A 23902-nucleotide genomic window follows, 5' to 3' on the forward strand; every position below is an offset into this window, starting at 1 on the left:
AAATCACCCGCTGCCTCAAGCGCTACATCGCCCGACAGCTCTACCGCACCATCACCACCCACCACCAAACCCCTTGACAACCCCACTCACAGATCAGCGAGGGCTGCCGGCCCGGGGCTGCCCGCCCTGAGGGGGCGGGCGCGGACGGCGTTGCGTTTCTCTGGGCGGTCTGGGATACCGTGAGGTCCGTTTCGCTCCCGCGAGACCAGGTCATCGCTCTACTGGAAGCGCGATCATGGATGAGTCGACCGGCGCGCTGACGTCGATGAGCGGGTTCACGCCGGAACCGATCCCCACCGCCCGGCTGGTCCTGCTGCCGCTGGGCGTCGAGCATGCCGAGGAGATGGCAGCCGTCCTCGCCGACCCGGCGCTGCACACCTTCATCGGCGGCGAACCCGCCACCCCGGCGGCGTTGCGGGCCCGCTACGAACGGCTTGTCGCCGGCTCGCCCGACCCGGCCGAGTCGTGGTGCAACTGGGTCATCCGGCTCCGGGACGGCGGCCGGCTGACCGGCTTCGTCCAGGCCACAGTCACCGAGGCACACGGGACGGTGACGGACGCCGCCACGGCGGGCGCGCGGGCGGTAGGACACCGGCACCTCGACGAGGCGACACCGGCCACCGCGGGACCGGTCGCGGAGATCGCCTGGGTGGTGGGAACACGGTGGCAGGGGCGCGGGATCGCCACCGAGGCCGCCCGTGGCATGGTCGGCTGGATGGGGCGGCGCGGTGTGCGTACCCTCGTGGCCCACATCCATCCCGACCACCGCGCGTCGGCCGCGGTGGCCACGGCCTGCGGCCTGGCCCCGACCGACGTGTGGCAAGACGGCGAGGTCCGCTGGACCGGACCTGCCGCCCTGTCTCCCCCGCCTGCCCGGAGTTGACCAAGGAGTTCGTGTCGGAGACGACGTCCGAGCCGGACACGAACTCCTTGATCACCGGGGCCGGGGGGGTCAGAAGGGGGCGTCTACTGAGAGGCGGCGGACCTGGGTCAGGTAGGGGTCCAGCTCGCCCACCTCGAAGCGGCACGTGCCGATGACGTGCCAGAACTGGCCGCCCGGGTCGCCGTCCAGCTTGTACCGGCCGTCCGGGCTGACCGCCGCCCACCCGTCCGGCAGGCCGATGAGCGTGGTCCGCAACTGGGCGTGCTCGGGGTCGGCCACGTCCCACAGCCGTACCGTGCCGTCGTCACCGGCGCTGGCGAGCAGGCTGCTGTCCGGGCTGAAGTGCACCGACCAGACGCGCCGGGTGTGCGCCGCAAGGGTGCCGTGCAGCCGGCCGGTGACCGGATCCCACAGCCGGATCACCAGGTCGTCGCCGGCGGTGGCGAGCAGGTTGCCGTCCGGGCTGAACGCGCAGGACCAGAGCCGGCCGTCGTGCTCGGTGAGCACCAGGCGCCGCTCGCCGGTGACCGCGTCCCAGACCACCGCCGTGCCGTCGTTACCGGCGCTGGCGAGCAGCGTGCCCTCGCTGTTGAAGCCGACCGAGTAGACCCGGTCGGTGTGGTGTTCGAGCGTGAGCCGGCAGGTGGCGGTGGCGGCGTCCCAGAGCCGTACCGCCTGGTCGTCGCAGCCGGTGGCGATGGTCTCGCCGTCGGGGCTGAACGCGACGGTGCGCACGCGCCCCCGGTGCGGGGTGAGCGTGGCGAAGTGCCGGCCGGTACGGCGGTACCACAGGCGTACCGTGTCGTCGTCGTTGGCGGTGGCGAGTGCGTCGCCGTCGGGGCTGAACGCGACCGCCCAGACGTGGTCGGTGTCCACGTTGAGTTCACGCTCGTCGGCGCCCGTGTCGGTGTTCCACAGGTGCACGCCGCCGTCGCCGCTGGGCGTGGCCACCAGCGGTTCCTCCGGGCAGAACACCACGGACAGCAGCCGGTCGGCCGGGCTGGCGAGCTGCCGCACCAGGCGGCCGGTGCGCGGCTCCCAGAGCCGGATCACGCCGTCGTTGCCGCAGGCGGCGAGCACCTCGCCGTCGTCGCGGAAGGACAGCGCGGTGACCTTGCGGCCGTGCCCGCGCAGCGTGTGCTGGAGCTGCCCGCTGCGGACGTCCCACAGCCGGGTGGTGCCGTCGTTGCTGCTGGTCGCCACCTGGTTCTGGTCCGGCCGCCAGACCACCGGCCACACCGAGCCGCGGTGCCGGGTCAGCTCGTGCCGCACCTGCCCGTCGTCGGTGTCCCAGAGCTGGATCGCGCCGTCGCTGGCGGCGGTGGCGAGCAGGCTGCCGTCGCCGTTGAACCGGACGCTGTAGATCGCGCCGCGCTGCCGGCCGAGCACCCGGACCGGCCGGCCCGTCTCGGTCTCCCACAGCCGCAGCGCGCCGTGCGTGTCGCCGGTGGCCATCAGCGTGCCGTCGGGGTGGATGTCGAGGGCGTACACGTCGGCCTCGTGGCCGCGCGGCGCGCGCAGCAGCTCGCCGTCGGTGGCCCGGCGGATCCAGATGCGGCCGTGCTGCCCGACGGCGGCCAGCAGCCGGCCGTCCGGTGAGTGCACGACCCGGTAGACCACCTCGGGCTCCTGCACCTCGAACGCCAGCTTGCCGGTGGGGATGTCCCAGCCGCGGACCGTGCCGGCGCTGTCGGCCACCACCACGCGCCGCCCGTCCGGGCTGAACGAGGTGCCCCAGATCGGCGCGGAGTGGCCGGGCCACTCCGTGCCCCAGATCGGCGCGGAGTGGCCGGGCCACTCGTGACGCAGCCGGGCGCCACGGGTGTCGTAGAGCCGCACCACGCCGGCCGCGTCGCCGACCACCAGGCGGCCGCGGCGGCCGTCGGTGAGCATCGGCCACACCCAGCCGGTGAAGACGTCCTCGATGACGTGCCGCACGTCGCCGTGGTCGGCGTCCCACAGCCGTACGGTGAGGTCGGCCGAGCCGGTGACGAGCTGGTGGGACGCGGCGTCGTAGCGGACCGCGTACACCCGGGACCGGTGTCCCTGGAGCGTGCGCACCGGCAGCCCGGTGGCGGTGTCGCAGAGCAGCACACCGCCGTCGTCGCTGCCGACGGCGAGCACCGCGCCGTCCGGGCTGTACGCCACCGGCACCGGCAGCCGGCCCACCTCGAAGCCGTATCCGACGCCCACGGCGGGCGGGGCCAGGCCCGGCGCGACCGGACGGCCCGGCGCGACGACGGCGCCGCGCAGTTCCGGGGCGCGCAGCAGCGCCGGGTCGGCGCTGACGTCGATCAGCGCGGTGCGGTGCCAGCTGCTGCCGGCCACGCGCGCACCCCGCAGGTCGGTACGGAACAGGCGGGCGCCGGCCATCTCCGCGTCGCGCAGGTCGGCCCCGGCGAGGCGGGCCTGGTCCAGGCGGGCGCCGCGCAGCCGGGCGTGCTCCAGCCGCGCCTCGGTCAGGTTCGTGGCGACCAGCCGCGCGTCGGTCAGGTCGGCCCCGGTCAGGTCGGCCCCGGCGAGCTCGCGGTGCGACAGGTCCTCGCCGCGCAGCACCGCGCCGCGCAGATCGGCCCGGTCGGGCAGGCGCAGCCGGGCGGACAGCCGCAGCGCGTTGGCGCGCAGCGTCTCGCCCGCCGACTCGTCACCGAGCACCCGGGCGGTCCACGCGGTGCAGCGGGCCGGGTCGGCGAGGTCGCCGAGGAACTCCACCGCGAGCGCGGACAGCGACCGGACCGCCAGCGCGCCCGGCTCCTCGCCCCGGTTGATCTGCTCGGCCACCCCCTCGGCCACGAGCCACTCCATCACCGAGGTGTGGATGAACCCGAACAACCCGTCGTCGGTACGGACCAGCAGGCTGCCCGCGCCGACCGCGTGCGCAGCCTGCGGGCCGGACAGCCGCGAGTCGGCCCGCCCGGCGAGCTGACCGGTGGACTCGGCCAGCTCGGCCAGGCGCAGGTATGCCTCGCCGCTCTCCCAGAGCTGGAACGCCAGCCGGCTCACCGCCTGCCACAGCTCGGGCCGGCGCAGGCTGACCGGTGCGCCCGGGATGCCCTGGGTGCGGCGCTCCTCGAAGTCCAGCCAGGACTCCAGGATCTCCCGATACAGCGCGGCGGCGCTGAACGTGCCGCCCGCCCCGGCCACGGCGGCGAGCCGCCCCTCGTCCAGGTTGGCGATGAAGCCGAGCATGCGCGGGTTACGGGAGAGCCCCAGCAGGTCCTTGACGCCGGCGAGCAGGTCCATCCGCTCGCGGGCGGCCCGCTCGTCGCCGCCGTACCGGTTGCGCAGGAACGCCTCGATCTGCCCGGGGGTGAAGTCCTCCACGGCCAGCACGCGCCGGTGCGGCAGCAGGCCGACCCGCTCGCCGAGCGCGGTCAGCACCTGCGAGTTGGTCTTGAAGTGCTGGGTACGGCTGCTCACCACGATCTTCGCGTTGCCCTCGGCGGCCTGGAGCAGCGTCTCCAGGTGGTCGGCCGCCCGGTCGTACGTCACCCGGGCGACCAGCTCGTCGAACCCGTCGAACAGCAGCACGATGCGACCCTGGCGCAGCATGTAGCGGAACGCCTTGAGGTCGATCACCTGCTCGCCGTGGTTGGCCAGATGCGCGGCGACCAGGCCGTCCACGGAGTGCGCCTTGTCGAGCGCCCGCAGCTCCACCAGGATCGGGATCAGGTCGGGCGCGGCGGTGGGCAGCCGCCGGGCCACCTCCCGCAACGCGAACGTCTTGCCCCGGCCGAAGTCGCCGAGCACCAGCACGAACCGGCCGTCCGGCGCGGAGACGGTCTCCAGCAGCTCGTCCACCACGTCGTCGCGGACGCGCTGGTCGGCGCCGACGAGGTGGCGGTAGCGCTGCGGCACGTACTGCCCGGGTGGGTAGAGCCGGTCCGCCTGGAGCCGGGCGGTCTGCGCGGCGACGTACTCGCGCAGGTCGAGCAGGCCCTGGAACTCGGTCAGGTGCAGCACGCGTACGCCCCGCCGCTGTGCCTCCTCGGCGAGCCCGCGCGGCACCCGGTCGCCGTCGTAGACCAGCTCGGAGGCGATGTCCGGGTCGGTGGCGTGCACCCGCCGGGCGAAGACGTCCACATCGGCGGCGGTGGGGGTGCCCACGTGCGCGCCGACGCGTTGCTGACGGACCACCCCGTCGGAGCGGTAGCTGATGTAGAGGTGCGGCGGGTCGGTGCCGACGCGGCGCACCACCACCCGGTCGTAGCGGGCCTCGCAGACCTCGGCGAGCCGGTCCAGCAGCCGCTGCACCGGTGCGACCGGCGCGGCGGCCACCGCGGCGCCCTGGGTGGCCCCCTCGACGGCGACCGGACGGCGCGGGTCGGGTACCTGGGCCGGGCCGGACGCGCCGAAGGTGGCCTCGGCGTGCGGCCAGGACACGGCGGTCACCGCGCCGCCGTCCAGCCGGTCGTCGCGGCCGAGCACCCAGCGGGTCATCCCGTCCGCGCCCAGCCGCAGCACCTGCGCCCGGCCGTCGCGGGGCGCGGCGGCCAGCGGCACCACCGGGTCCACCCGGGCCGACGGCGCGGCGTCGGAGAGCAGCAGGTCGAGCATCGGGCCGACCAGCCGGTTGACCGAGCCCCGGTCGCGCAGCGACACCGGGTCCGGCGGCACCTCGTCGGCGTACGGGCTGCGCGCCCCCGGCGCGTGCGCCATCGCGCCCAGCCGCAGCCAGCCGGACTGCTGGTAGTGGCGCAGCCGCTGGGCGAACCAGCTGGACTGCGCCTCGCCGAGGAAGCCGTACCGGTCCTCCTCGCGGTGGGTGATGGCGATGGTGGAGTTCAGCCCGGCCACCACCACCCGCAGGTCGGGCACCGGGAACAGCGTCCAGGGCTGCTCGCTGTCGAAGATCCGGTCGTCGAGGCCCTGGTAGAGGTCGTCGAACAGGCGCGCGTAGTGCCGCCACTTCGGCCAGTACGGCGGCTGCGGGTCGACGTCGTCGGCCTCACAGGTGGCGAAGTACGCGCGGCAGGCGGCCATCGTCACGTCGCGCGGGCCGGGCACCACGACGAGCCGGTGCGGCTCCAGCCCGAGCAGCACCCGCAGGCCGGTGAGGAAGCTCAGCGCGTCGGAGAACTCGCGCGGGCTGCCCGACTCGGTGAGGTTGCCGGCGACGACGAGCAGGTCCGGCCGGGGCACGCCGTCGTTCATCAGCAGCGTGAGGTCGCCCATCAGGTGTTCCTGCACCTCGCCCGGGGTGACCGGCGCGCCGGGGGTGATCACGCCCCGGCCGAAGCGCGGCCCGGCGACCTGGAGCACGGTGACGGTGTCCCGGGCGGTCGGTGGCGCCGCCGCGGCGGGCGGGAACGGCGGCGGGTTGATCGGGGTACGCCGGGCGCGGCGGGGCGCGGGCGCGCCGGCGGCCGGCGCGGCGAGCACCCCGTGCGGGTCGGCCGGGTGGTGCGGGAACGCCGGCTGCCGCATCGGCTTGGCCCGGCCGTCGAGCGCCTCCCGGATGCGGTCGAGCACCCGGTTGCGGGCCTGCGCCGGGTCGTCCACGCCGACCAGGTCCACATAGGTGATGGTGGCGAGCAGGCCGTCGATCGGGCAGTCCTCGACGCGTACCGTGACGAGCTTGTTGCCGGTGCCGTCCGGGTCGGCGCGCAGCGCGGCCTGCCACTCCAGCTTGCCGTACGTGGAGTGCAGGTAGCGTTCGGACAGCACCGCCACCACCACCTCGGCCTCGCGGACGCCACGGTCCATGAAGTCGATGAAGTTGGTGCCTGCCACGAAGTCCCACGCCTGCAACAACGTGCGATAGCCGGCCGCCTCGAACTCCCACGCCAGCCACGTGGCCCAGCGTTCGTCGGCCGGCGAGTAGCTGATGAAGAAATCGATGGGGCGGTCGGACCGGGTGGGGTGCGCGCCTACAACCACATGGTCATTATGGCCACCGACGGTCAACAGATCGACACCCTCGGCAGCTCGGATCGTCCCGCGTCGGGCTCCTGCGCCCGCGCCGGCATGTGCGAGGATCATCCCTCGTGGAGACCCCCGGCGATCCGCCGAACGCCGTGCCCGACCGCTCCCGCTGGGGCCGCCTGCACGTGCTGGACTGGATCGCGATCGGGCTGGCCGTGCTCGGCGTGGTGTTCGTGCTCACCGGGCTGCTCCCCCGCGCGGACGCCGAGGCGACGATGCGGCGGATCATCCCCATCCTGATCTTCCTCGGCACGGTGGTGGTGCTGGCCGAGCTGACCGCCGTGGCCGGGGTGTTCGACGCGCTCGCGACCCGGGTGGCGGTGACCGCGCGGGGCAGTTTCCGGGCCCTGTTCTGGCTGTGCGTCGGCTTCGCCTCGGTGACCACGATCGCGCTCAACCTGGACACCACGGCGGTGCTGCTCACGCCGGTGATGATCGCGCTGGCCCGGGCGCTGAACGTGCCGCCGACGCCGCTGGCCATGACCACCGTGTGGCTGGCGAACACGGCGAGCCTGCTGCTGCCGGTGTCCAACCTGACGAACATCCTGGCCAGCGACCGGGTCGACCTGGACCCGGTGCCGTGGGCGGCCCGGATGTGGTGGCCGCAACTGGTCGCCGTCGCGGTGACCGCGCTGCTGCTGTGGTGGTGGTACTGGCGGCCGGCGCGCGCCGGGGCCGACCCGTTCGTCCCGCCGCCGCCGTACGTGCCGCCGGACCGGGTGCTCTACCGCACCGCGCTGGCGGCCTGCCTGCTGTTCGTCGCCGGGATCCTGGCCGGGGTGGAGATCGGCATCGCCTCCGGGGCGGCCGCCGCGATCCTGGTCGCCGGCTTCGCGGTCCGGGCCCGGCACCGGCTGCGTCCGGCACTGGTGCCGTGGCGGCTGCTGGTGTTCGTGACCGGGCTGTTCCTGGTGGTGCAGACCATCGGCCGGCACGGCCTGGACACGGTGATGGGCACGCTCATCGGCACCGACCCGGGCGCGGAGGGGGCGCTGCGGGCGGGCGCGGTCGGCGCGCTGTTCAGCAACGTGGTGAACAACCTGCCCGCGTACCTGGCCGGCGAGGCGGTGATCGCGGCCGACCGGCACACCCAGTTGCTGGCGCTGCTGATCGGCACGAACGTGGGTCCGCTGGCCACGCCGTGGGCGTCGCTGGCGACACTGATCTGGTACGAGCGCTGCCGGGCCGCCGGGGTCGCCGTACCGCTGGGCCGGTTCGTGGCCACCAGCGCCGCGCTCGCCGTGCTCGCCACCGCCGCCACCGTGACGGCGCTTCTTGTCGGTCCCGGCGCCTAGCATCGCGGCATCGCCCCTGAGCCGGGGCGGGAAAACCGGTACGGCCCGATCCCGGGCGGTGGCTACCGTGCCCGCATGACCGCCGCACCCACGCTGCACTTCTGCACCGACCCGGGCGAGTTCCTCGCCGCCGCCGAGGCGTACCTGGCCGCCGATCCGGTGGTCGGCACGGTCGTCGCCACCGTCGCGCAGCGGATGGCGGCCCGCCGCGCCGAGGGCGCCGCGCTGCCCGAGGACGACTGGTGGCTCGTGGTGCGCGACGCCTCCGGGGCGGTGGTAGGCGCCGCGATGCGCACCGCGCCGTTCCCGCCGCGACCGCCGTTCCTGCTGCCGATGCCCGAGGCAGCCGCTGTGGCGCTGGCCGGGGCGTGGCACCGGCGCGGCGAGCGGGTCCGCGCGGTGAACGGCGCGCTGCCCGCCGCGCGCGCCTGCGCCGACGAGGTCGCACGCCTCGACGGCGGGCGGGTCGCTGTGGCCCAGCACACCCGGCTGCACGTGCTCGACCAACTGGCACCACCGGCTCCGGTCCCCGGCGCGCTGCGGGCCGCCGGGCCGGACGAGGTCGACCTGGTCGCCGCGTGGTTCGGCGCGTTCACGGCCGACGCCGACGAGCAGGCGGGCCGCCCGCCCGGCACCAGCGCACACGAGACGCCCGACCGCGCCGAGTTGCTGCGCCGCATCCGGGACGGGCGGGTCTGGTTCTGGACCGACGAGTCGGGGGCTCCGGTGCACCTGACCGCCGCGAATCCGCCGTCGTTCGGCGTGGCCCGCGTCGGACCGGTCTACACGCCACCCGGGCAGCGCGGACGCGGCTGGGCTGGCAACGCCGTCGCCGAGGTGTGCCGGCTGCTCACCGCCGAGGGCGCGCGGGTGTGCCTGTTCACCGACCAGGCCAACCCGGTGTCGAACCGGCTCTACGCCCGGCTCGGATTCCGGCCGGTGGTCGACATGGCCAATCTGGTTCTGGTCGACTGACGGTCCGCGACTCCGGGTCAGCCGGCGAGGCCGAGCGCGGCCAGCCGGCGCGGGTCGGCGATCACGTCCACGGCGGCGATCCGTCCGCCGGCAACGGTGAACGCCATCACCGACAGCGGCCGGTCGCCGGCGGTCACCAGCACCCCGGCAGCGCCGTTGACGAGCACCGGCCGGGCGTGCGGGAACAGCCGGCCGAACGTGGTGGCCTGCGCCGCCACAGTCGTCGCGCCGGTGAGCACGACCGTGTGGCGGGCGCGGGCGGTCCCGGCGTCGGAGCGCAGCACCACGTCCGGGTGCAGCACCGCGATCAGCGCGTCGAGGTCACCGTCGCGGGCGGCGGCGAGGAAGGCGTCCACCACCGCCCGCTGCCGGGTCAGGTCGGGATCGGGCGTGGGCGCCTGCCCGCGTACCCGGCGGCGGGCCCGGCTGGCGAGCTGCCGGGCCGCCGCCGGCGAGCGGTCGACGAGCGGGCCGATCTCGTCGAACGGCACGCCGAACATGTCGTGCAGCACGAACGCGAGCCGCTCGGCCGGGGTCAGCGTGTCCAGCACCACCAGCAGCGCCAGGCCCACCGAGTCGGCGAGCACCGCGGCGTGCGCCGGATCGTCGGCGTCGGTGTCCACCACCGGATCGGGTAGGCGTACGTCCAGCGGGTCCTCCCGGCGGGCGGCGCGGGACCGCAGCGTGTTGAGGCTGACCCGGGCGACCACAGTGGTGAGCCAGGCGTCGAGGTTCTCCACGGTGTCCGCGTCGGTGCGGGACAGCCGCAGCCAGGTCTCCTGCACCGCGTCCTCGGCGTCGGTGAGCGACCCGAGCAGCCGGTACGCCACCGCGCGCAGCCGTTGCCGCTCCCGCTCGAACCGCTCCGCCAGGTCCATCACCTGAGCCTCCCCTCCCGCGCATCGACTCGACCCGCGCCGGGTCACCGATGTGACCACAGGTGACAGCCGTCACACCTGTCACGTCGGCAGGCGGGCGCGGGTCGAGGTGGCAGCACCGACAACGGGAGGACGACGATGAACGCACCCATTCTGGTCACCGGCGGCACCGGCACGATCGGCCGGCACGTCGTGCCGCTGCTGCGCGCCGCCGGGCACCCGGTGCGCGTGCTCAGCCGGCGCGGCGGGCGGCCCGGCGACGGTGTCACCCACGTGGCCGCCGACCTGCTCAGCGGCGCGGACCTCGGCCCCGCCCTGAGCGGAGTGTCCACTGTGCTGCACCTGGCCGGCGGCGCGAAGGGCGACGACCGTGCCACCGCCCACCTGGCCCGCGCCGCGCACCGGGCCGCTGTGGCCCACCTGGTGCACATCTCGGTGACCGGCGCCGACCGGGTGCCGCTGGCCTGGATCCGGTCCAAGCTCGACGCCGAGCGCGCGGTGACGGACTCCGGCGTGCCCTGGACCGTGCTGCGCGCCGCGCAGGTGCACGACCTGGTGTTCACCATGCTGACGGCGATGACGCGGCTGCCGGTGGTGCCGGTGCCGGGCGGCCTGCGGTTGCAGCCGGTCGACGCGGCCGAGGTGGCGGCCCGGCTGGCCGAACTCACGCTCGGCGCACCGGCCGGGCTGGTCCCCGACCTGGCCGGGCCGGACACGTACGGCATCGGTGACCTGCTGACCGGCTACTTGACCGCCGCCGGGAAGCGCCGGGCACGCCTGCCGGTGCGCATTCCCGGCCGGGCCGGCCGGGCGTACCGGGAAGGCGCGAACCTCGCCCGGCCGGGCGCCGCGAGAGGCGTGCGGACCTGGACCGATTTCCTGGCTGACCGAGTGCCGTCGCGGCCGGTCGCCTGAGCCGCCGGAGCGCCGCTCAGCGAAGGGTCAACCAGGCCGCCCCGGTGGCGGCGAGGATCACCGCGCCGAGCCCGGCCAGGCTCCAGCCGCCACGGTCGATGCGCCGGCGCACGGCCTGCCGGTCCGGGCGGAAGTCGTCGAACGGGCTCGACCGGAACCAGAAGCGGGCGTACAGCACCATCACCGCTCCGAACACCAGAGCGAAGCCTCCGGTCAGCGCCGCGCTGCCGAGCACCCACCCGTCGGTGAGCACGCCACGGATTCCCACCCGCCCGGCGACGACGGTTCGGACGACCTGCACGATCCCGTTGACCACGCCGAGCGCGACACCGACACGTCCGGCGACGAGCCAGATGCCGGCCTCGCGCCGACCGCCTGCCGCGTTCTCCGTCCGCGCCATCACAGGCCCCGTGGCTCGATGGGGAAGCGGCCGAGACGCAGGCGGCTTCGATCCTGCCTCACCTCGCTCCACCGCTCGTCGTGGCTCAGCAGCGGCAGCAGCTCGCGCAGCATGTTCACGGTGGCGACCATCAGCTTCTCGTCGCGGTAGATCTGGCTCAGCAGCGGCTTGACGACGCTTCGGCGGAAGGTCCCGGCGAACCACGCGACGACCACCGTCGCACCTGCCGCGACGCCCGCCCCGGTCCACCAGTCGGACGCCGACACGGCCGCGACCAGGCCCACGAGGACCAGTACGGCCAGGACGACCGCCCGCAGTGCCTCGTACCAGCGCAGCCGCTCCCGCGCCGCGTCCACCCGGGTCAGCAGGTGCTCCGCGCCACCGAGGAGCCGCTCGAACTCCGGGCCGGACAGGTCACCGCCCCGCTCAGGATCCCAGCCCACAGAACTCTCCCACGGTCGTCCGGAGGCTCCGCTGCACCGCGGCGAACTTCATGTCGTCGAACATCGCCTGTTTCTCACCGACTCCAGGGATGAAGCGGTAGTCCTGCCGGCGGCCGGCGACCGGCAGCACAGCCAGCCGGGGGCGATTGCGGTGGCCGAAGGCACGGATGAGAGTGACCAGCTGTCGCTGGAAGTCCGATGTGGGCTCACCGTCGGCGCCCGGCAGGTAGTACTCCTCGACCTGGCCCAGCTGGTCGGTCCAGTAGAGGTCGGCCTTGGTGACCGCCAGGACGAACCAGAGGTCCTTGGCGGCCGGATTGTCGACCCAGCAGGGCAGCAGGTTCTGGCAGAACCGGGAGAAGTGTTCGAGTTCGACGTTCCGGTTCTGCGCCCAGAGCTGCTCGGACGGCGACGGGATCGCCGCCTCGACCTCGCGGGCGATCTGCTCGGCCCGGTCCCGCCGCTCCTCCTCGGTGGGCGTCGCGTCGAGGGATGCCTGCCACTGCTCCCAGAGCCGGGCCTCGACCTGCCGGCGGAGTTCGTCCTCACGCCGTTGCCGCCGCTCCTCGAGGACGTTGACCTCGCGGGGATCCCACGGCTCGTCGTACCCGGCGGCGGCGACGTAGATGACGCCCGTCGGGTGGTTCGGCGGCTTGAGCATGGCGTCCCACTTGTCCACCTCGCCGGAGGAGTAGTCGCCGCCCGCGGTCTGGCCGGGGCTCACCACCAGCGTCACATGGGCCTGGCGCCGGCCGGCCGCGAGCACGAGGCGGTGCGGCACATGGTCCTCGTCCCGCCGCCGGATGTAGCCGTTGTCGCCGAGCAACGCCTGGTACAGCGCGCTTTTCCCGACCCCGCGCTGGCCCGCCACCAACACCGGGATGATGTCACTCGTGGGTCGTCGCGTGGTCTCGGCGATCGACACCCGCCCGCCACCCGAGTGGCCGGCGCCGGAGTTGTCGACAGCGGACACGACCCGCGACCAACGGTCCCGCACGTCCGTCCAGTACTCGTCCGGCTCACCCATGGCGCGGCCCGATCGGCCGGCCGGTTTCCATCTGATGTGGACTGCTCAGCGAGAACACGCGAGGAGCCTAGCCACGGCGGCGTGGCATCGAATCGTATGAACAGGCGGCAACATCCGGCACGTACGGTCAGGCGCCCGTGACGGGGTGGAACTGCTCGCACATGACCTCGTAGCCGTCCGGGTCGAGCCCGTAGAAGATCCGCGCCCATCCCACGTCCTCCGGCTCCAGCGTCACCGGCAGCCCTTCGTCGCGCCACAGCGCGTACGTGGCGTCCAGGTCGGCGGTGGGCACGGTGAGGACGACACCGAGCCCCGGCGGCCCGGCCTTGACCTCGCGTTCCCGCTCCGCGTTGTGGTGCCCGTGGCGGTGCAGGTCGGACAGGATCAGCCAGGTGTGGCCGAACGTGAGGTAACGCAGGTTCGTCTGGTCGGTCTGCGGGATCTCCTTGAAGCCGAGTCGCAGGTAGAGCCGGTGGGAGCGGTCCAGGTCGCGGACCCGGAGCCCGATCTTGAGCTGTCTGGCGGCCATCCCGCCGAGGCTAGCCGACCCGGCTCACCAGCCGACCGAGCCGAGACCGACCGGGGTGAGGCGGCGGACCTGCGGCTCGATCCACTGTGCCGCGGTGACCAGTTTGACCAGCCGGTCGATGGTCTCCGGCGGCCCGGCCACGAAGCTGCGCCGGTCGGCGGGGCAGCCGTACCGGTCGTCGAAAGTGCCGCCGTCGAGCGCGCGGACCGCCATGCCGGCCTCGACGGCGAGCAGCATCCCGGCCGGCAGGTCGACCGCCTCGGGACGGTAGCCGACGATGCCGTCGATGTCGCCGCGGGCCAGCATCACCCAGGACAGCAACGGCGCCCACAGTTGCAGCACCCGGCGCGCGCTGGTGTCCAGCACCACCTTCAACGCCCGGGCGGTGCTGTCGTCGCGGCGTACCTCGTGCCCCTGGGTCCAGGCCAGCACCGGCGCGGACGGCACCGGGCGCTGCGCGGCCCGCAGCGGCCGCGCGGCCGGGCCGGACGCGTGCACGAACGCGCCCCGGCCGCGCACCGCCGACCAGGTCCGGCCCGCGACCGGGTCGTGCACCACGCCGAGCACCGGCGAGCCGTTGTCGCACAGGGCGATGCCGACCACGTACGCGGGCAGCCCGATCGCCACGTTGTTGGTGCCGTCCAGCGGGTCGACGAGCCACGCCCACGCGGTGTCCGGGGCGTACTCGCCGCCCTCCTCGGCGATCACGCCGTGCTCCGGCCAGCGGGCCCGGATCCGGTCGACGATCAGCCGCTCGGCGGCCAGGTCGAGGTCGGTCACCAGGTCACCGGTGTCGTTCTTGGCCCGGGCGTGCACCTCCCCCCGGGTGCCCCGGCGCAGCAGGCGGCCCGCCGCCTGCGCTGCCTCCACCGCGAACCGGTGCGCGTCGCGCAGGTCGGGCCCGCCTCTGCTCGGCTCCACGTCCATGGCTCCTCCAGCCAGTCAGCCCCGTGCCACCAGTCGCGCGATCTCCCGCGCCATCCGCGCGGTCTCCGCCGCGTCGCAGCGGTCCCGGCGTACCCGGTGGCTGCGCCCGTCCACCGCGCCGAGGCTCAGGTCGCACGCGCCGGGAGTGGTCCGGCCGAGCGCCACTGTCACCGCCGGCTCACCGGCGTCGACCTCCGAGGTGTGGAAGCCGCCGGCGCGCAGCGCGTACGAGTCGCCTGCGGAGTGCGTCTCCACCGTCGCGGTCATCGCGGTGACCAGCCGGTCGGTGGCGGCCATCTCGTCCACCTCGCCGAGGCTGTGCACCTCGTAGATCCGCCAGGCCGGATCGGCCGGCGCGTCGTCGACCTCGATCAGCTCGTTGCGGACGGTCCCGTGCAGCACGTGGCTGAGCAGATCCCAGCTGTGCGAGTGCATGGTGGAGGTGGTCGGGCGCACCGGCGGCGGGTCGGCCGGCCAGGCGTGCACGCAGATGCCGTCCGGGCCGTCGCGTTCCACGGGCAGGCAGGTGAAGCCGAGCGGGTGCCGGACCGCGCGCAGCGGCCGCCGCCCGTCCGCGACGTCGCCGAGCACGTCCAGCACCCAGCCGCGCAGCATCTCCGGCCGGGTGCCCCGGTCGATCTCCCGTTCGAGGTCGGCGTAACTGGTCATGAGTAGGGGTTCCTCGCCTGGACGGCCTTGCCGATGATGCCGGCGACCTCACGGTCGCCGAAGGACCGGGGCAGCGTCAGGCCGAGGGCGGTGAACAACCGCCGTACCTGCTCGACCGACGGCTCGTCGTCGAGCTTGACCTGGGCCGCCGCCTCGATCGGCACGCGCCGGCTCTGCCGGCGGCTGTAGTCCAGCTCGATGTTGAAACGGTTGTAGTAGACCTCGCCGCGGTCGATGCGCAGCGCGGGCGTCTGCGGGTTCTCCTGCGTGATGACGACGCAGGAGGAGGAGAGGTCGTAGCGGAACGTGGTCATCTGCGCGGAGAGCCGGACGTCGATGGTGAGCAGGCCGGAGCGTTGCAGGTGCCAGCAGGCGGCCAGCACGGTCGCGTACGACTCCTTGCGGGTGCGGTCGACGGTCCACGGCTCGCCGGGCGCGTCCGGGTCGAGGCTGCGCCGGAACCGCGCGTACCGCTCGCAGACCTCCTCGTCGGTCGGGTCGATGATCTCGATCGCGACGGTGAGCGTGGCGTTGCGCCGCCGGGCGTGTTCCAGACAGTCCGGCAGCGTGACCGCGCGCAGGTAGGTGCCGGTGCCGCCCTTGAAGCTCCACTGGTCGGTGTGCCGCCGCGCCTCGGCGAGCGCCTGCCCGACCTCGCTGCCGTGCAGCACGCGCACCATGGAGACGCTGTCGATGGCCTCGCGGGCCCGGTTCAGCGCGCCCTCCGGCCCGGTGATCTCCTGCATCTGCGGCACCAGGTCGGTCAGCCGGTCGCGGGTGTCCGAGATGACCTGGCGGACCTCCCGCTCGGTGGTGCGCCGGCGCAGCCGGTCCCGCAGCATCGCCTGCGCGAGCAGGCCCAGGACCAGCAGGATCGCGCTGTTGACGACCTCCTGGTCGACCGCGTTGGTGAGGCCGAGCACGGACACCGTGAGGGCCAGGACGAGGCCGATGAACGCGTCGAGATTGGTCACGACCCAGGCGAGCAGGCGCGTCATGACATCCCCCGGTCGACGACGGAACCTCCATGATAGCCCGCTGTCAATGTCGCCATCACGCCCTGTTCTGCTGTGGTGGCGGTGCGCCGTGCCGGCGGGCGGCGCAGATCAGCGAACCGCCGAGCCCCGGTGCGGCGCGGGCCAGCCGCCGCGAGGCCACCCACCGGCCGCCCGGCAACCGCCAGCCGACCTCGTTGGACCGCAGCGCCACCGGCGTGAACCCGGCCCGGCGCAGCGTCCGGCGCAGCAGCGAGGCGGTGAACGGGCGGATGTGCAGCCACAGGTACGGGTGCAGCGGATCGACCTGACGTGGCGCCCGCCCGGCGAGGAACGCCAGCCGGTCCTGCACCGGCGCCAGGTTCGGCGTGGTGAGCACCAGCAGGCCGTCGGGCGCCAGCACCCGGTGGCACTCCCGCAGCAGCGCCAGCGGGTCGTACACGTGCTCGATCAGCTCGCCGGCGAGCAGCCCGGCGAAGCTGCCCGCCCGGAACGGCAGCCCGCGGGTGGCGTCCAGGCAGACCGGCAGCGCCCGCCCGCGGGCCGCGGCGCGGGCCGTGCGCAGCGCCGTCTCGGCCGTGTCGGCGAGCACCACCGGGCCGGGCAGCGCGGCCGGGTCGAGCATGCCGCGCGGTCCGCAGCCCAGTTCCAGCACCGGCCCGCGTCGGGTCACCCCCTCGGCCATCAGCCGGGCCGCGACCGCGCGGCGCACCCGGTGGTACGGGTCGTCGACGTACCCGTCGACCTCGGCGCCGTCGTGGTAGCGGCGGTGGTTGGCGTGCCTGCCGTGCGCCTGCGCGCGGTGCGACGACGTCCCGGTCGGCGGCTCGGCCATCACCCCTCCACAGCGGACGCCGGCCCCTTCGGCGGCGTCCGCACCAAGCCTCGCACCGGTTACGCCCGGCGGCGCGCACATCCGGCCCACCGGATGTGCGCGCGGCGCTACGTCAGATCGCCCGCGCCCAGTCCAGCCGGGTGCTGTCGTCGTACTCGTCGCCGGGGATCCACCACTGCTCGCCGAAGCCACTGGTGGACACGATGATGTTGCCGCCGTCCGGGTACTCGTTCTCCGGCGGGATCGACAGCGCGGCGCAGTAGCGGCCGTCCGGGGAGAACACCGGCGACAGGTAGAACCGGGGCTCGTCGGTGAGCTTCTTCAGCCCGGTGCCGCCGATGCGCACCGACGCCAGCGACTGGTTGTAGACCTCCCGGTCCAGGTGCCAGCGGTTGGTGCAGAAGACGACGCGCCCGGAGTCGGGCATGAAGACCGGCGAGATGAACATCTCGCCCGCCACCGGCGTGTAGATCGGCCGCACCGTGCCGGTCGCGAGTTCCAGCACCCGCAGTTGCCAGCCCTGCGAACGGCTGCGCCACCGTACGACGATCATCGAGCCGTCCCGGGACCAGTCCGGGTCCCTCATGGAGTGCCCCTCGACCAGCACGCGGGTGGCGCCGGTGACCACGTCCACAGCGATCAGCCGGTCGTTGCCCTGCCCGGTGACCAGCGCGATCTCGGTGCCGTCCGGCGACCACGTCGGCGCGCCGTAGCGGACACCGAACGGGTCGGCGAGCAGTGTGCGCTTCTGGCCGGTGACCCGGTCGTACACGGCCACGTACGGCTCCAGCGTGCCGTCGCCCGAGCGGGCCGTGTTGACCCAGGCCACGTACCGGCCGTCCGGCGAGGCCTTCGCGTGGTCCCCGTTCGGCAGCAGCTCCCGCGGCGTGGTGCGGCCCGGGTCGACCTGGAGCACACCCCAGCCGACGCTGACCAGCCACGACCCGTTCACCACGTCGGCGGCGGACGCGGGTGCGGCGGACGCGGCGTGGGGCCCGACGGCCAGCCCGGTCGCGGCGGCGACTCCGGTCAGCGCGGCGGTACGCAGCAGGGCACGACGATTCATTGCGGTCATTCGACAACCCCCGTGTGAGACGTGGCCCCCACACTCGCGAGTGGATCGACGCACCGGAATCGGACGAGTGGCCGCTTCACGCTCGGCTGCTCGTCCATCACCAGAGGTGAGCCCGAGGCGGCCCGGTACGCTCGCCCCGATGACCTCCGACGCGCTGCGCCGCGCCCTCACCGAACCGGGCGACCCGCCGCTGCTCCCGCTTCCCGGCGTGGCGGTCGAGCTGCTGGACGCCCTCGCTGCCCCGCCGCGCCTCGGCGCGCACCTGCGGCTGGTGCACGACGTCGCCTGGCACCTGACCGCCGCGTTCGCCGACCGGTTCGGCGCGGTGCCGTTCGACAGGCAGGCGGTGCTGTTCGGCGCCGCAGTGCACGACCTCGGCAAGGTCGAGCATCCCGGCGAGCTGACCGGCCCCGGGTCGGCGCACGAGGAGGCGGGCTACCAGCTGCTGTTGCGCTTCGGCGTACCGGAGGAGCGGGCCCGTTTCGCCGTCACCCACGCCGCCTGGCACTCCCCCGGCGTACAGCTGGAGGACCTGCTGGTCAGCCTCGCCGACAAGGTGTGGAAGGGCCGCCGGGTCACCGACCTGGAGCAGCTCGTGGTCGACCGGCTCGCCGCCATAACCGGCCAGGAGCGCTGGCAGACGTTCCTGGACCTCGACGACGTCCTCGCCGAGCTGGCCGCCGGCGCGGACCGGCGGCTGGCGTTCCAGGCCGAGCATCCGGTGTACGGCTGACGTCGGACCGGCGGCGCCGATGAGTCCGCCGCGCGAGGGCGGTCTGCCCCGGGTCGGTGTTCTCCGATCTCCGGGAGGAAGCATGAGCACCAGCGAAGCGCGGGGCCGGGTGCGGGCGTTCGTCACCGTGTCCCTGGACGGCTACGTCACCGGTCCGGACGACCACGCGGGCCAGGGGCTGGGCGTCGGCGGCGAGCGGCTGCACCACTGGGTGATGGGCGGGCCGTGGACGTACGACACGCCACGCGAACCCGGCACCGGCATGACCGGCGAGGACCGCGCGTACTTCGACGAGTTGCTGACGGGCGTCGGCGCCGCGCTGTGCGGCCGGGGGATGTACGACAGCGCCGGCGCCTGGGGCGGCCGCAACCCGTTCGAGGCGCCACTGGTCGTGCTCACCCACCGCACCGCCGACCAGCCCGACCCGGACGCCGGCTTCCTCATGGTCGACGGGTTCGAGGCGGCGCTGGCCGCGGCCCGGCGTACGGCCGGTGACGGCGCGGTGGTCATCGGCGGGGGCGCCGACGTGATCCGGCAGGCGCTCGCGGCCGGCGTGGTCGACGAGCTGGGCCTGTCCACCGCGCCGGTGATCCTCGGTCGCGGGAAGAGGCTCTTCGAGGGCTTCGACCGGGACGTCGACCTGGAGATCCGCGCCGTGCACCACTCGCGCCACGCGGTGCACGTCAGGTACGCCGTTGGCCGTCGCGCGAGTGATACCGATTGACTTTCGATAGTTTTCGCGCGATAGTCGATGCATGTTGACGGCGCAACGCGCGGTGACACCACTCCGCGCCTTCCTGGTCCTGCTGTTCGCGATCCTGGTGCTGTTCCAGACCATGTCGCTGCCCGGGCAGTTCGCGCACATGGCGCGCGAGAACCCGGACATGGCGTACCTGCGGTGGCCCGCCACCACGGTGACGATCTTCTGGGTGTTGTGCGTGCAGGTGGTGATCGTCTGCACCTGGCACCTGCTCACCCTGGTCAAGAACGACCGCATCTTCACCGAGGCGTCCCTGGGCTGGGTCGACGGGATCGTCTGGGCGGTGGCCGCCGCCTGGGTGGTGCTCGTCGGCGTGTTCCTCTACGTCGGCTTCAACGCCGACGACCCGGGGTTGCCGCTGCTGCTGTTCCTGCTGGTCACCGGCGTCAGCGTGCTGGGGCTGCTGATGGTCGTCCTGCGCGCGCTGCTGCGCCAGGCCACCACCCTGCGCACCGACATGGAAGCGGTGATCTGATGCCGATCGTCGTGCGCATCGACGTCGAACTGGCCAAGCGCAAGATGAGCGTCGGCGAGTTCGCCGAGCGCGTCGGGCTCACCCCGGCCAACGTCGCCGTACTCAAGAACGGCCGCGCCAAGGCCGTCCGTTTCAGCACCCTGGAGGCCATGTGCCGGGTGCTCGACTGCCAGCCCGGCGACCTGCTCGAATGGGTCGCCGACGAGGAGGACCGATGAGATACCTGGCCGTCGTCGTCGCCCTGCTCGCCGTCGTGCTCGGCGTCACCGGCTTCGTGTACGGCGAGGCCGACGACTCCCCCGGCCTCCAGTTCCTGTCCGCACTGCTCGTCATCGGCGCGGTCGCCATCGGCGTACGCGTCGCCCGGCGTACCCGGTAGGGCCGGCGCCCCCTCGACGCCGGCCCCACCGGTCAACCCTTCACGCAGACGACCTGCTTGAGGTGGGCGACCACCTCGACCAGGTCCTCCTGCTGGGCCATCACCTCGGTGATGTCCTTGTACGCGCCGGGGATCTCGTCGACCACACCGGCGTCCTTGCGGCACTCCACCCCGGCGGTCTGCGCGGCCAGGTCCGCGGTGCTGTACGTCCGCTTCGCCTGCCCCCGCGACATCCGCCGCCCGGCGCCGTGCGACGCCGAGCAGTACGCGTCGAGGTTCCCCTTCCCGCGCACGATGTACGAGCCGGTGCCCATCGAGCCCGGGATGATGCCCAGGTCACCCCGGCCGGCCCGGATCGCGCCCTTGCGGGTCACCAGCACGTCCACCCCGTCGTAGCTCTCCTCCGCCACGTAGTTGTGGTGGCAGGAGATCGGCTCGTCGTAGCCGGCGTGCGGGAACGCCTCCCGGACCACCTGGCAGAGCAGGGCGAGCATGACCGCCCGGTTACGCCGGGCGTACTCCTGCGCCCACCACAGGTCCCGCCGGTACGCCTCCATCTCGGGCGTGCCGGCGAGGAACACCGCGAGGTCCCGGTCCGGCAGGTCGGTGTTGTGCGGCAGGCCGCGCGCCACCGCCATGTGCCGCTCGGCCAGCTCCTTGCCGATGTTGCGGGAACCGGAGTGCAGCATCAGCCAGACCCGGCCGTCGTCCGCGCCACCCTGCTCCAGGCAGACCTCGATGAAGTGGTTGCCGCCGCCGAGCGTCCCGAGCTGCCGCTGCGCCCGCGTCTGGAGCTGCGCCACCTTCCGGTCCAGCGTCCCGAACCGCCGCCAGAACTCGTCCCAGCCCGCCTGCTCCAGCCCCCGGACCCGGCGCGGATCGACGGCGTCGTCACGCATCGCGAAGCCGACCGGGATCGCCGCCTCGATCGCCGACCGCAGCGGCGCGAGGTCGTCGGGCAGGTCGGCGGCGGTCAGCGAGGTCCGCACCGCCGACATGCCGCAGCCGATGTCCACGCCGACCGCGGCCGGCGACACGGCCTGCCGCATCGCGATCACCGAGCCGACAGTGGCGCCCTTGCCGAAGTGCACGTCCGGCATCACCGCGACGCCCTGCACCCACGGCAGCGCGCCGATGTTGCGCAGCTGCCGGGCCGCCTGCGCCTCGATCGCGTACGGGTCGGTCCAGACCCGGACCGGTGCCCGGGTACCGGCCAGCGGGGTGAAACCCATCGTCGTCTCCTTGCTCATGTCCGTCTGACGTAGGCCGTACGGGACTCGAACCCGTAGCCTCCCGGGTGAGAACCGGGTGAGCTGCCAATTGCTCCAACGGCCCTCCGGCGGCGTGACGCCGTCGGCGGATTCACCCCGGACACGGAGAACCGCCCGGCTCCGGTCTGGGGCGGGCGGTTCGCGCGGATCGTCGCGCCGGCGCTAGACGCGCCACCACCCTGGTTGCCACTGCCGTCGCCGGCCCGTGCCCGATTCGGGCAGCAGGACACCGGCGCGCGGCGCTTGCCGCTCGGCGCGGGTGCGGTTCTGCTGCGACACGGTGGACTCCCCTGGTGGACCAGAACGTTGCCGCTCACGGTACGGCCGCCGCGCACCGGCGGCAACGTGAATTTGCGAGTGAAGCCCTCGTATGAAGGAGGTCTCTGCCGAGAGATCAACTTCACGAGGGGCTTCACGTGAGTGCCAGCGGCAGACCCGTCAGGACGGAACTTGGGCAAGCCTGAGCACGTATTCGAATCCGCGTTTCTGCGCGGGCGAATCCACCATTGGCAGGATCAGCGCTGGTATGCCGGCGGAAACCGATCAGCCGTCGCCAGCGGGATGATCACCGACCATCAGGGTCTGGCCCGGTGCCGTATGGAGGGCTGCGAGGGCGGCGCCCCAGATCCGAGGGTCCGGTTTGACGAAGCCGACCTCGTAGGACAGTACGAACGCATCGACATAGCCGTCGAGTCCGTGCCGCACAAAGCACTTGCGGATGTCCCAGCCGACGTTGCTGACGACGCCGATGCGAACACCGCTGTCACGCAATGCGGACAGCGTGGCGACGGTGTCGGCGTACGGCTCGATTGCTTCGGCGTGTGTTTCGTGCATGACCGATGTCAGCGCCTGGTCAACCCCAGGAATCTGTTCCAGCACGGTGAGGATCGCCCGATCCCAGACTCGCGGATCCAGATCTCGGGCGATGTGGGCCGGATCCGTGGCCGTCTCCCGCAACAGTGCCGCGAAGTCGCCAGCAATACGGTGCGCCTCGCCAGCAGCCAATGCCCGGTCGATCGATGCCGCCGCGTTGCCCACCCAACGCTCCGAGTCTCTGGCGAACAGAGTCCAGGCGAAGTCGAACAGTACTGTCGTCACGCGCCTGGCGGTCATCGCATCACCCTAGATCGACACGACGCGTCCGGGAGCGGCGGTCGACCTGGATCGGGCAGGGCTGGGGTGCCCGGTCTCACCCGGCGTGCGCCACCGGGTGGCGCCGCATCTCCTCCATGAACGGGTAGCGCGCGGTCAGCTCGGCGAGCGTGATGCCGGCCCGCCACGCGGCCGCCACCTGCGCGACCTGGAGCAGGTCGGTGGCGTCGCCCCGGGCCTGGACGTCGCCGTCCACCCGCAGGTCGATCATGAAGTAGCGGGCCTGGGAGCCGAGGCTGACGCAGACCACGCCCCGGGCGGAGGTCATCTCGGCGCAGGTGAACCGGCTGCGCCCCTGCTCGGGCGCGGTCACCTCGCCCACGTCGAGCTGGTGCGCGGCGGCGGTCGCCACGAGCGCGGGGGCGAGACCGCCGGGCTCGACCAGGTCCGGGTAGAGGCGCACACCCAGTGCGGCCGACACGTCGCTCATGACTGACTCCCACTTCCTCGTGACAGAGACCAGCAGCGCGCAGGTTACGAGTGTGTTTCCGGCACGCACGGCCATCTTTTCCCGTGCGACGGTCCCGGGGCAATAGGAACGCCCTCATCGAACCCCTCCGAGGTACGCTGCCGCCTCATGGCGCTGATCCGGTGTGACTTCTTCTCCGAGGCGTTGGGCATGGGCACGTCGATGACGGTGCTGCTGCCCGATCGCGGCGCGGCCGGGATCGGCGTGCCGGGCGCCGCCTCCGACGGCGACCCGCCGGTGCTCTACCTGTTGCACGGCCTGACCGACGACGACACGGTGTGGACCCGGCGCACCTCGATCGAGCGGTACGTGGCGCCGCTCGGGCTGGCCGTGGTGATGCCGCAGGTGCAGCGGAGCTTCTACTGCGACGAGGCGCACGGCAACCGGTACTGGACGTTCCTCAGCGAGGAGCTGCCCGAGGTGTGCCGGTCGTTCTTCCGGCTGTCCACGCGGCGGGAGGACACGTTCGTCGCGGGCCTGTCGATGGGCGGCTACGGGGCGATGAAGTGGGCGCTGCGCCACCCGGAGCGGTTCGCGGCGGCGGCCAGCCTGTCCGGCGCGCTGGACGTGACGCGCCGCCGCCACCATGCGACCCGTCCGGTCGACCCGGCGGTGTGGCGCACCGTCTGGGGTGACGGCCCGGTGCCCGCCGACGACGACACGGTGGGGCTGCTGGAGCGCTCCGGCGACGACCGGCCCGCGCTCTACGTCGCCTGCGGCACCGAGGACTTCCTGTACGAGGACAGCATGCGGTTCCTCGACGTGGCCCGGAAGCGCGACGTGCCGGTCACCGTCGACTTCGGCCCGGGTGACCACGACTGGGCGTACTGGGACGCGCGGATCTCCGACGTGCTGGCCTGGCTGCCGCTGCGCACGCGCTGACCGGTGCGCG

The 23902-nt window shown here is 73.5% G+C and carries 24 protein-coding genes and 1 tRNA gene; 10 read left to right on the forward strand and 15 right to left on the reverse strand.

Translation table 11 applies throughout. The annotated features are described in order from the left end of the window. The first annotated feature begins 235 nt into the window (after positions 1-235). The gene (locus FB454_RS00005; protein ID WP_013286518.1) at positions 236-883 is read left to right on the forward strand and encodes a GNAT family N-acetyltransferase; all 648 of its coding nucleotides are present in this window, start codon (positions 236-238) and stop codon (positions 881-883) included. 69 nt (positions 884-952) lie between these two features. Here the strand turns inward: FB454_RS00005 and FB454_RS00010 are convergent, their stop codons facing one another. Next, complete coding sequence (locus FB454_RS00010; protein ID WP_145822293.1) at positions 953-6763, reverse strand: WD40 domain-containing protein; 5811 nt, start codon at positions 6761-6763, stop codon at positions 953-955. Positions 6764-6870: 107 nt separating this feature from the next. On the opposite strand from FB454_RS00010, the gene FB454_RS00015 reads away from it, so the two are divergent. Beyond that, positions 6871-8103: an SLC13 family permease gene (locus tag FB454_RS00015; protein ID WP_013286520.1), complete on the forward strand. Its 1233-nt coding sequence runs from the start codon at positions 6871-6873 to the stop codon at positions 8101-8103. A 75-nt stretch (positions 8104-8178) separates the two neighbouring features. After that, a complete protein-coding gene (locus tag FB454_RS00020) occupies positions 8179-9078 on the forward strand; it encodes a GNAT family N-acetyltransferase (protein ID WP_145822294.1) in 900 nt (299 codons plus the stop codon). A gap of 17 nt (positions 9079-9095) precedes the next feature. On the opposite strand, the gene sigJ is transcribed toward FB454_RS00020, so the two are convergent. Beyond that, on the reverse strand, positions 9096-9956 hold the full coding sequence (gene sigJ / locus FB454_RS00025; RefSeq protein WP_145822460.1) for an RNA polymerase sigma factor SigJ: 861 nt from the start codon (positions 9954-9956) through the stop codon (positions 9096-9098). 138 nt (positions 9957-10094) lie between these two features. Between sigJ and FB454_RS00030 the strand changes: the two genes are divergently transcribed. Beyond that, entirely contained in the window at positions 10095-10871 is a 777-nt protein-coding gene (locus tag FB454_RS00030; protein WP_013286523.1) for an SDR family oxidoreductase, read from the forward strand. A gap of 16 nt (positions 10872-10887) precedes the next feature. On the opposite strand, the gene FB454_RS00035 is transcribed toward FB454_RS00030, so the two are convergent. From FB454_RS00035 to FB454_RS00075, 9 genes are all read right to left on the reverse strand, one after another. Then, positions 10888-11271: a hypothetical protein gene (locus FB454_RS00035; RefSeq protein WP_013286524.1), complete on the reverse strand. Its 384-nt coding sequence runs from the start codon at positions 11269-11271 to the stop codon at positions 10888-10890. Beyond that, positions 11271-11714, reverse strand: a complete 444-nt coding sequence (locus tag FB454_RS00040; protein WP_013286525.1) for a hypothetical protein — start codon at positions 11712-11714, stop codon at positions 11271-11273. Before FB454_RS00040 ends, FB454_RS00035 begins: the two co-directional genes overlap by 1 nt. After that, entirely contained in the window at positions 11698-12741 is a 1044-nt protein-coding gene (locus FB454_RS00045) for a hypothetical protein (RefSeq protein WP_013286526.1), read from the reverse strand. The genes FB454_RS00040 and FB454_RS00045 overlap by 17 nt, the downstream gene beginning before the upstream one ends. Before the next feature lie 127 nt (positions 12742-12868). Continuing rightward, complete coding sequence (locus FB454_RS00050; RefSeq protein ID WP_013286527.1) at positions 12869-13270, reverse strand: VOC family protein; 402 nt, start codon at positions 13268-13270, stop codon at positions 12869-12871. A 24-nt stretch (positions 13271-13294) separates the two neighbouring features. Beyond that, a complete protein-coding gene (locus FB454_RS00055; protein WP_013286528.1) occupies positions 13295-14197 on the reverse strand; it encodes an inositol monophosphatase family protein in 903 nt (300 codons plus the stop codon). Positions 14198-14212: 15 nt separating this feature from the next. After that, complete coding sequence (locus FB454_RS00060) at positions 14213-14866, reverse strand: sulfurtransferase TusA family protein (protein ID WP_013286529.1); 654 nt, start codon at positions 14864-14866, stop codon at positions 14213-14215. After that, the gene (locus FB454_RS00065; RefSeq protein WP_013286530.1) at positions 14863-15864 is read right to left on the reverse strand and encodes a hypothetical protein; all 1002 of its coding nucleotides are present in this window, start codon (positions 15862-15864) and stop codon (positions 14863-14865) included. Before FB454_RS00065 ends, FB454_RS00060 begins: the two co-directional genes overlap by 4 nt. A gap of 55 nt (positions 15865-15919) precedes the next feature. Continuing rightward, positions 15920-16696, reverse strand: coding sequence for a methyltransferase domain-containing protein (locus FB454_RS00070; RefSeq protein WP_013286531.1), 777 nt, complete (start codon positions 16694-16696; stop codon positions 15920-15922). A gap of 112 nt (positions 16697-16808) precedes the next feature. Then, complete coding sequence (locus FB454_RS00075; RefSeq protein WP_230649811.1) at positions 16809-17762, reverse strand: TolB family protein; 954 nt, start codon at positions 17760-17762, stop codon at positions 16809-16811. Positions 17763-17910: 148 nt separating this feature from the next. Between FB454_RS00075 and FB454_RS00080 the strand changes: the two genes are divergently transcribed. The 5 genes from FB454_RS00080 to FB454_RS34735 all read left to right on the forward strand — a co-directional run bounded on the left by FB454_RS00080 (position 17911) and on the right by FB454_RS34735 (position 20118). After that, positions 17911-18504: an HD domain-containing protein gene (locus tag FB454_RS00080; RefSeq protein WP_013286533.1), complete on the forward strand. Its 594-nt coding sequence runs from the start codon at positions 17911-17913 to the stop codon at positions 18502-18504. Between the two features lie 82 nt (positions 18505-18586). Then, on the forward strand, positions 18587-19228 hold the full coding sequence (locus FB454_RS00085) for a dihydrofolate reductase family protein (RefSeq protein WP_013286534.1): 642 nt from the start codon (positions 18587-18589) through the stop codon (positions 19226-19228). 31 nt (positions 19229-19259) lie between these two features. Continuing rightward, positions 19260-19739 (forward strand): DUF2975 domain-containing protein, encoded by a 480-nt coding sequence (locus FB454_RS00090; protein WP_013286535.1) that lies wholly within the window; start codon positions 19260-19262, stop codon positions 19737-19739. After that, on the forward strand, positions 19739-19957 hold the full coding sequence (locus tag FB454_RS00095; protein ID WP_013286536.1) for a helix-turn-helix domain-containing protein: 219 nt from the start codon (positions 19739-19741) through the stop codon (positions 19955-19957). Before FB454_RS00090 ends, FB454_RS00095 begins: the two co-directional genes overlap by 1 nt. Next, on the forward strand, positions 19954-20118 hold the full coding sequence (locus FB454_RS34735) for a hypothetical protein (protein WP_013286537.1): 165 nt from the start codon (positions 19954-19956) through the stop codon (positions 20116-20118). The genes FB454_RS00095 and FB454_RS34735 overlap by 4 nt, the downstream gene beginning before the upstream one ends. 32 nt (positions 20119-20150) lie before the next feature. Here FB454_RS34735 and FB454_RS00100 read toward each other — a convergent pair whose 3' ends face one another. The 4 genes from FB454_RS00100 to FB454_RS00115 all read right to left on the reverse strand — a co-directional run bounded on the left by FB454_RS00100 (position 20151) and on the right by FB454_RS00115 (position 22971). Then, on the reverse strand, positions 20151-21350 hold the full coding sequence (locus FB454_RS00100) for an RtcB family protein (protein WP_013286538.1): 1200 nt from the start codon (positions 21348-21350) through the stop codon (positions 20151-20153). A 30-nt stretch (positions 21351-21380) separates the two neighbouring features. Further along, positions 21381-21453 (reverse strand) — tRNA-Glu (locus tag FB454_RS00105). A 479-nt stretch (positions 21454-21932) separates the two neighbouring features. After that, on the reverse strand, positions 21933-22502 hold the full coding sequence (locus FB454_RS00110) for an HAD family hydrolase (RefSeq protein ID WP_013286539.1): 570 nt from the start codon (positions 22500-22502) through the stop codon (positions 21933-21935). 76 nt (positions 22503-22578) lie between these two features. Continuing rightward, positions 22579-22971, reverse strand: coding sequence for a hypothetical protein (locus FB454_RS00115; protein WP_013286540.1), 393 nt, complete (start codon positions 22969-22971; stop codon positions 22579-22581). A 147-nt stretch (positions 22972-23118) separates the two neighbouring features. Between FB454_RS00115 and FB454_RS00120 the strand changes: the two genes are divergently transcribed. Continuing rightward, on the forward strand, positions 23119-23892 hold the full coding sequence (locus FB454_RS00120) for an alpha/beta hydrolase (RefSeq protein ID WP_013476636.1): 774 nt from the start codon (positions 23119-23121) through the stop codon (positions 23890-23892). The last annotated feature ends 10 nt before the right edge of the window (positions 23893-23902 follow it).

The organism is Micromonospora sp. CNZ297 (assembly GCF_007827625.1).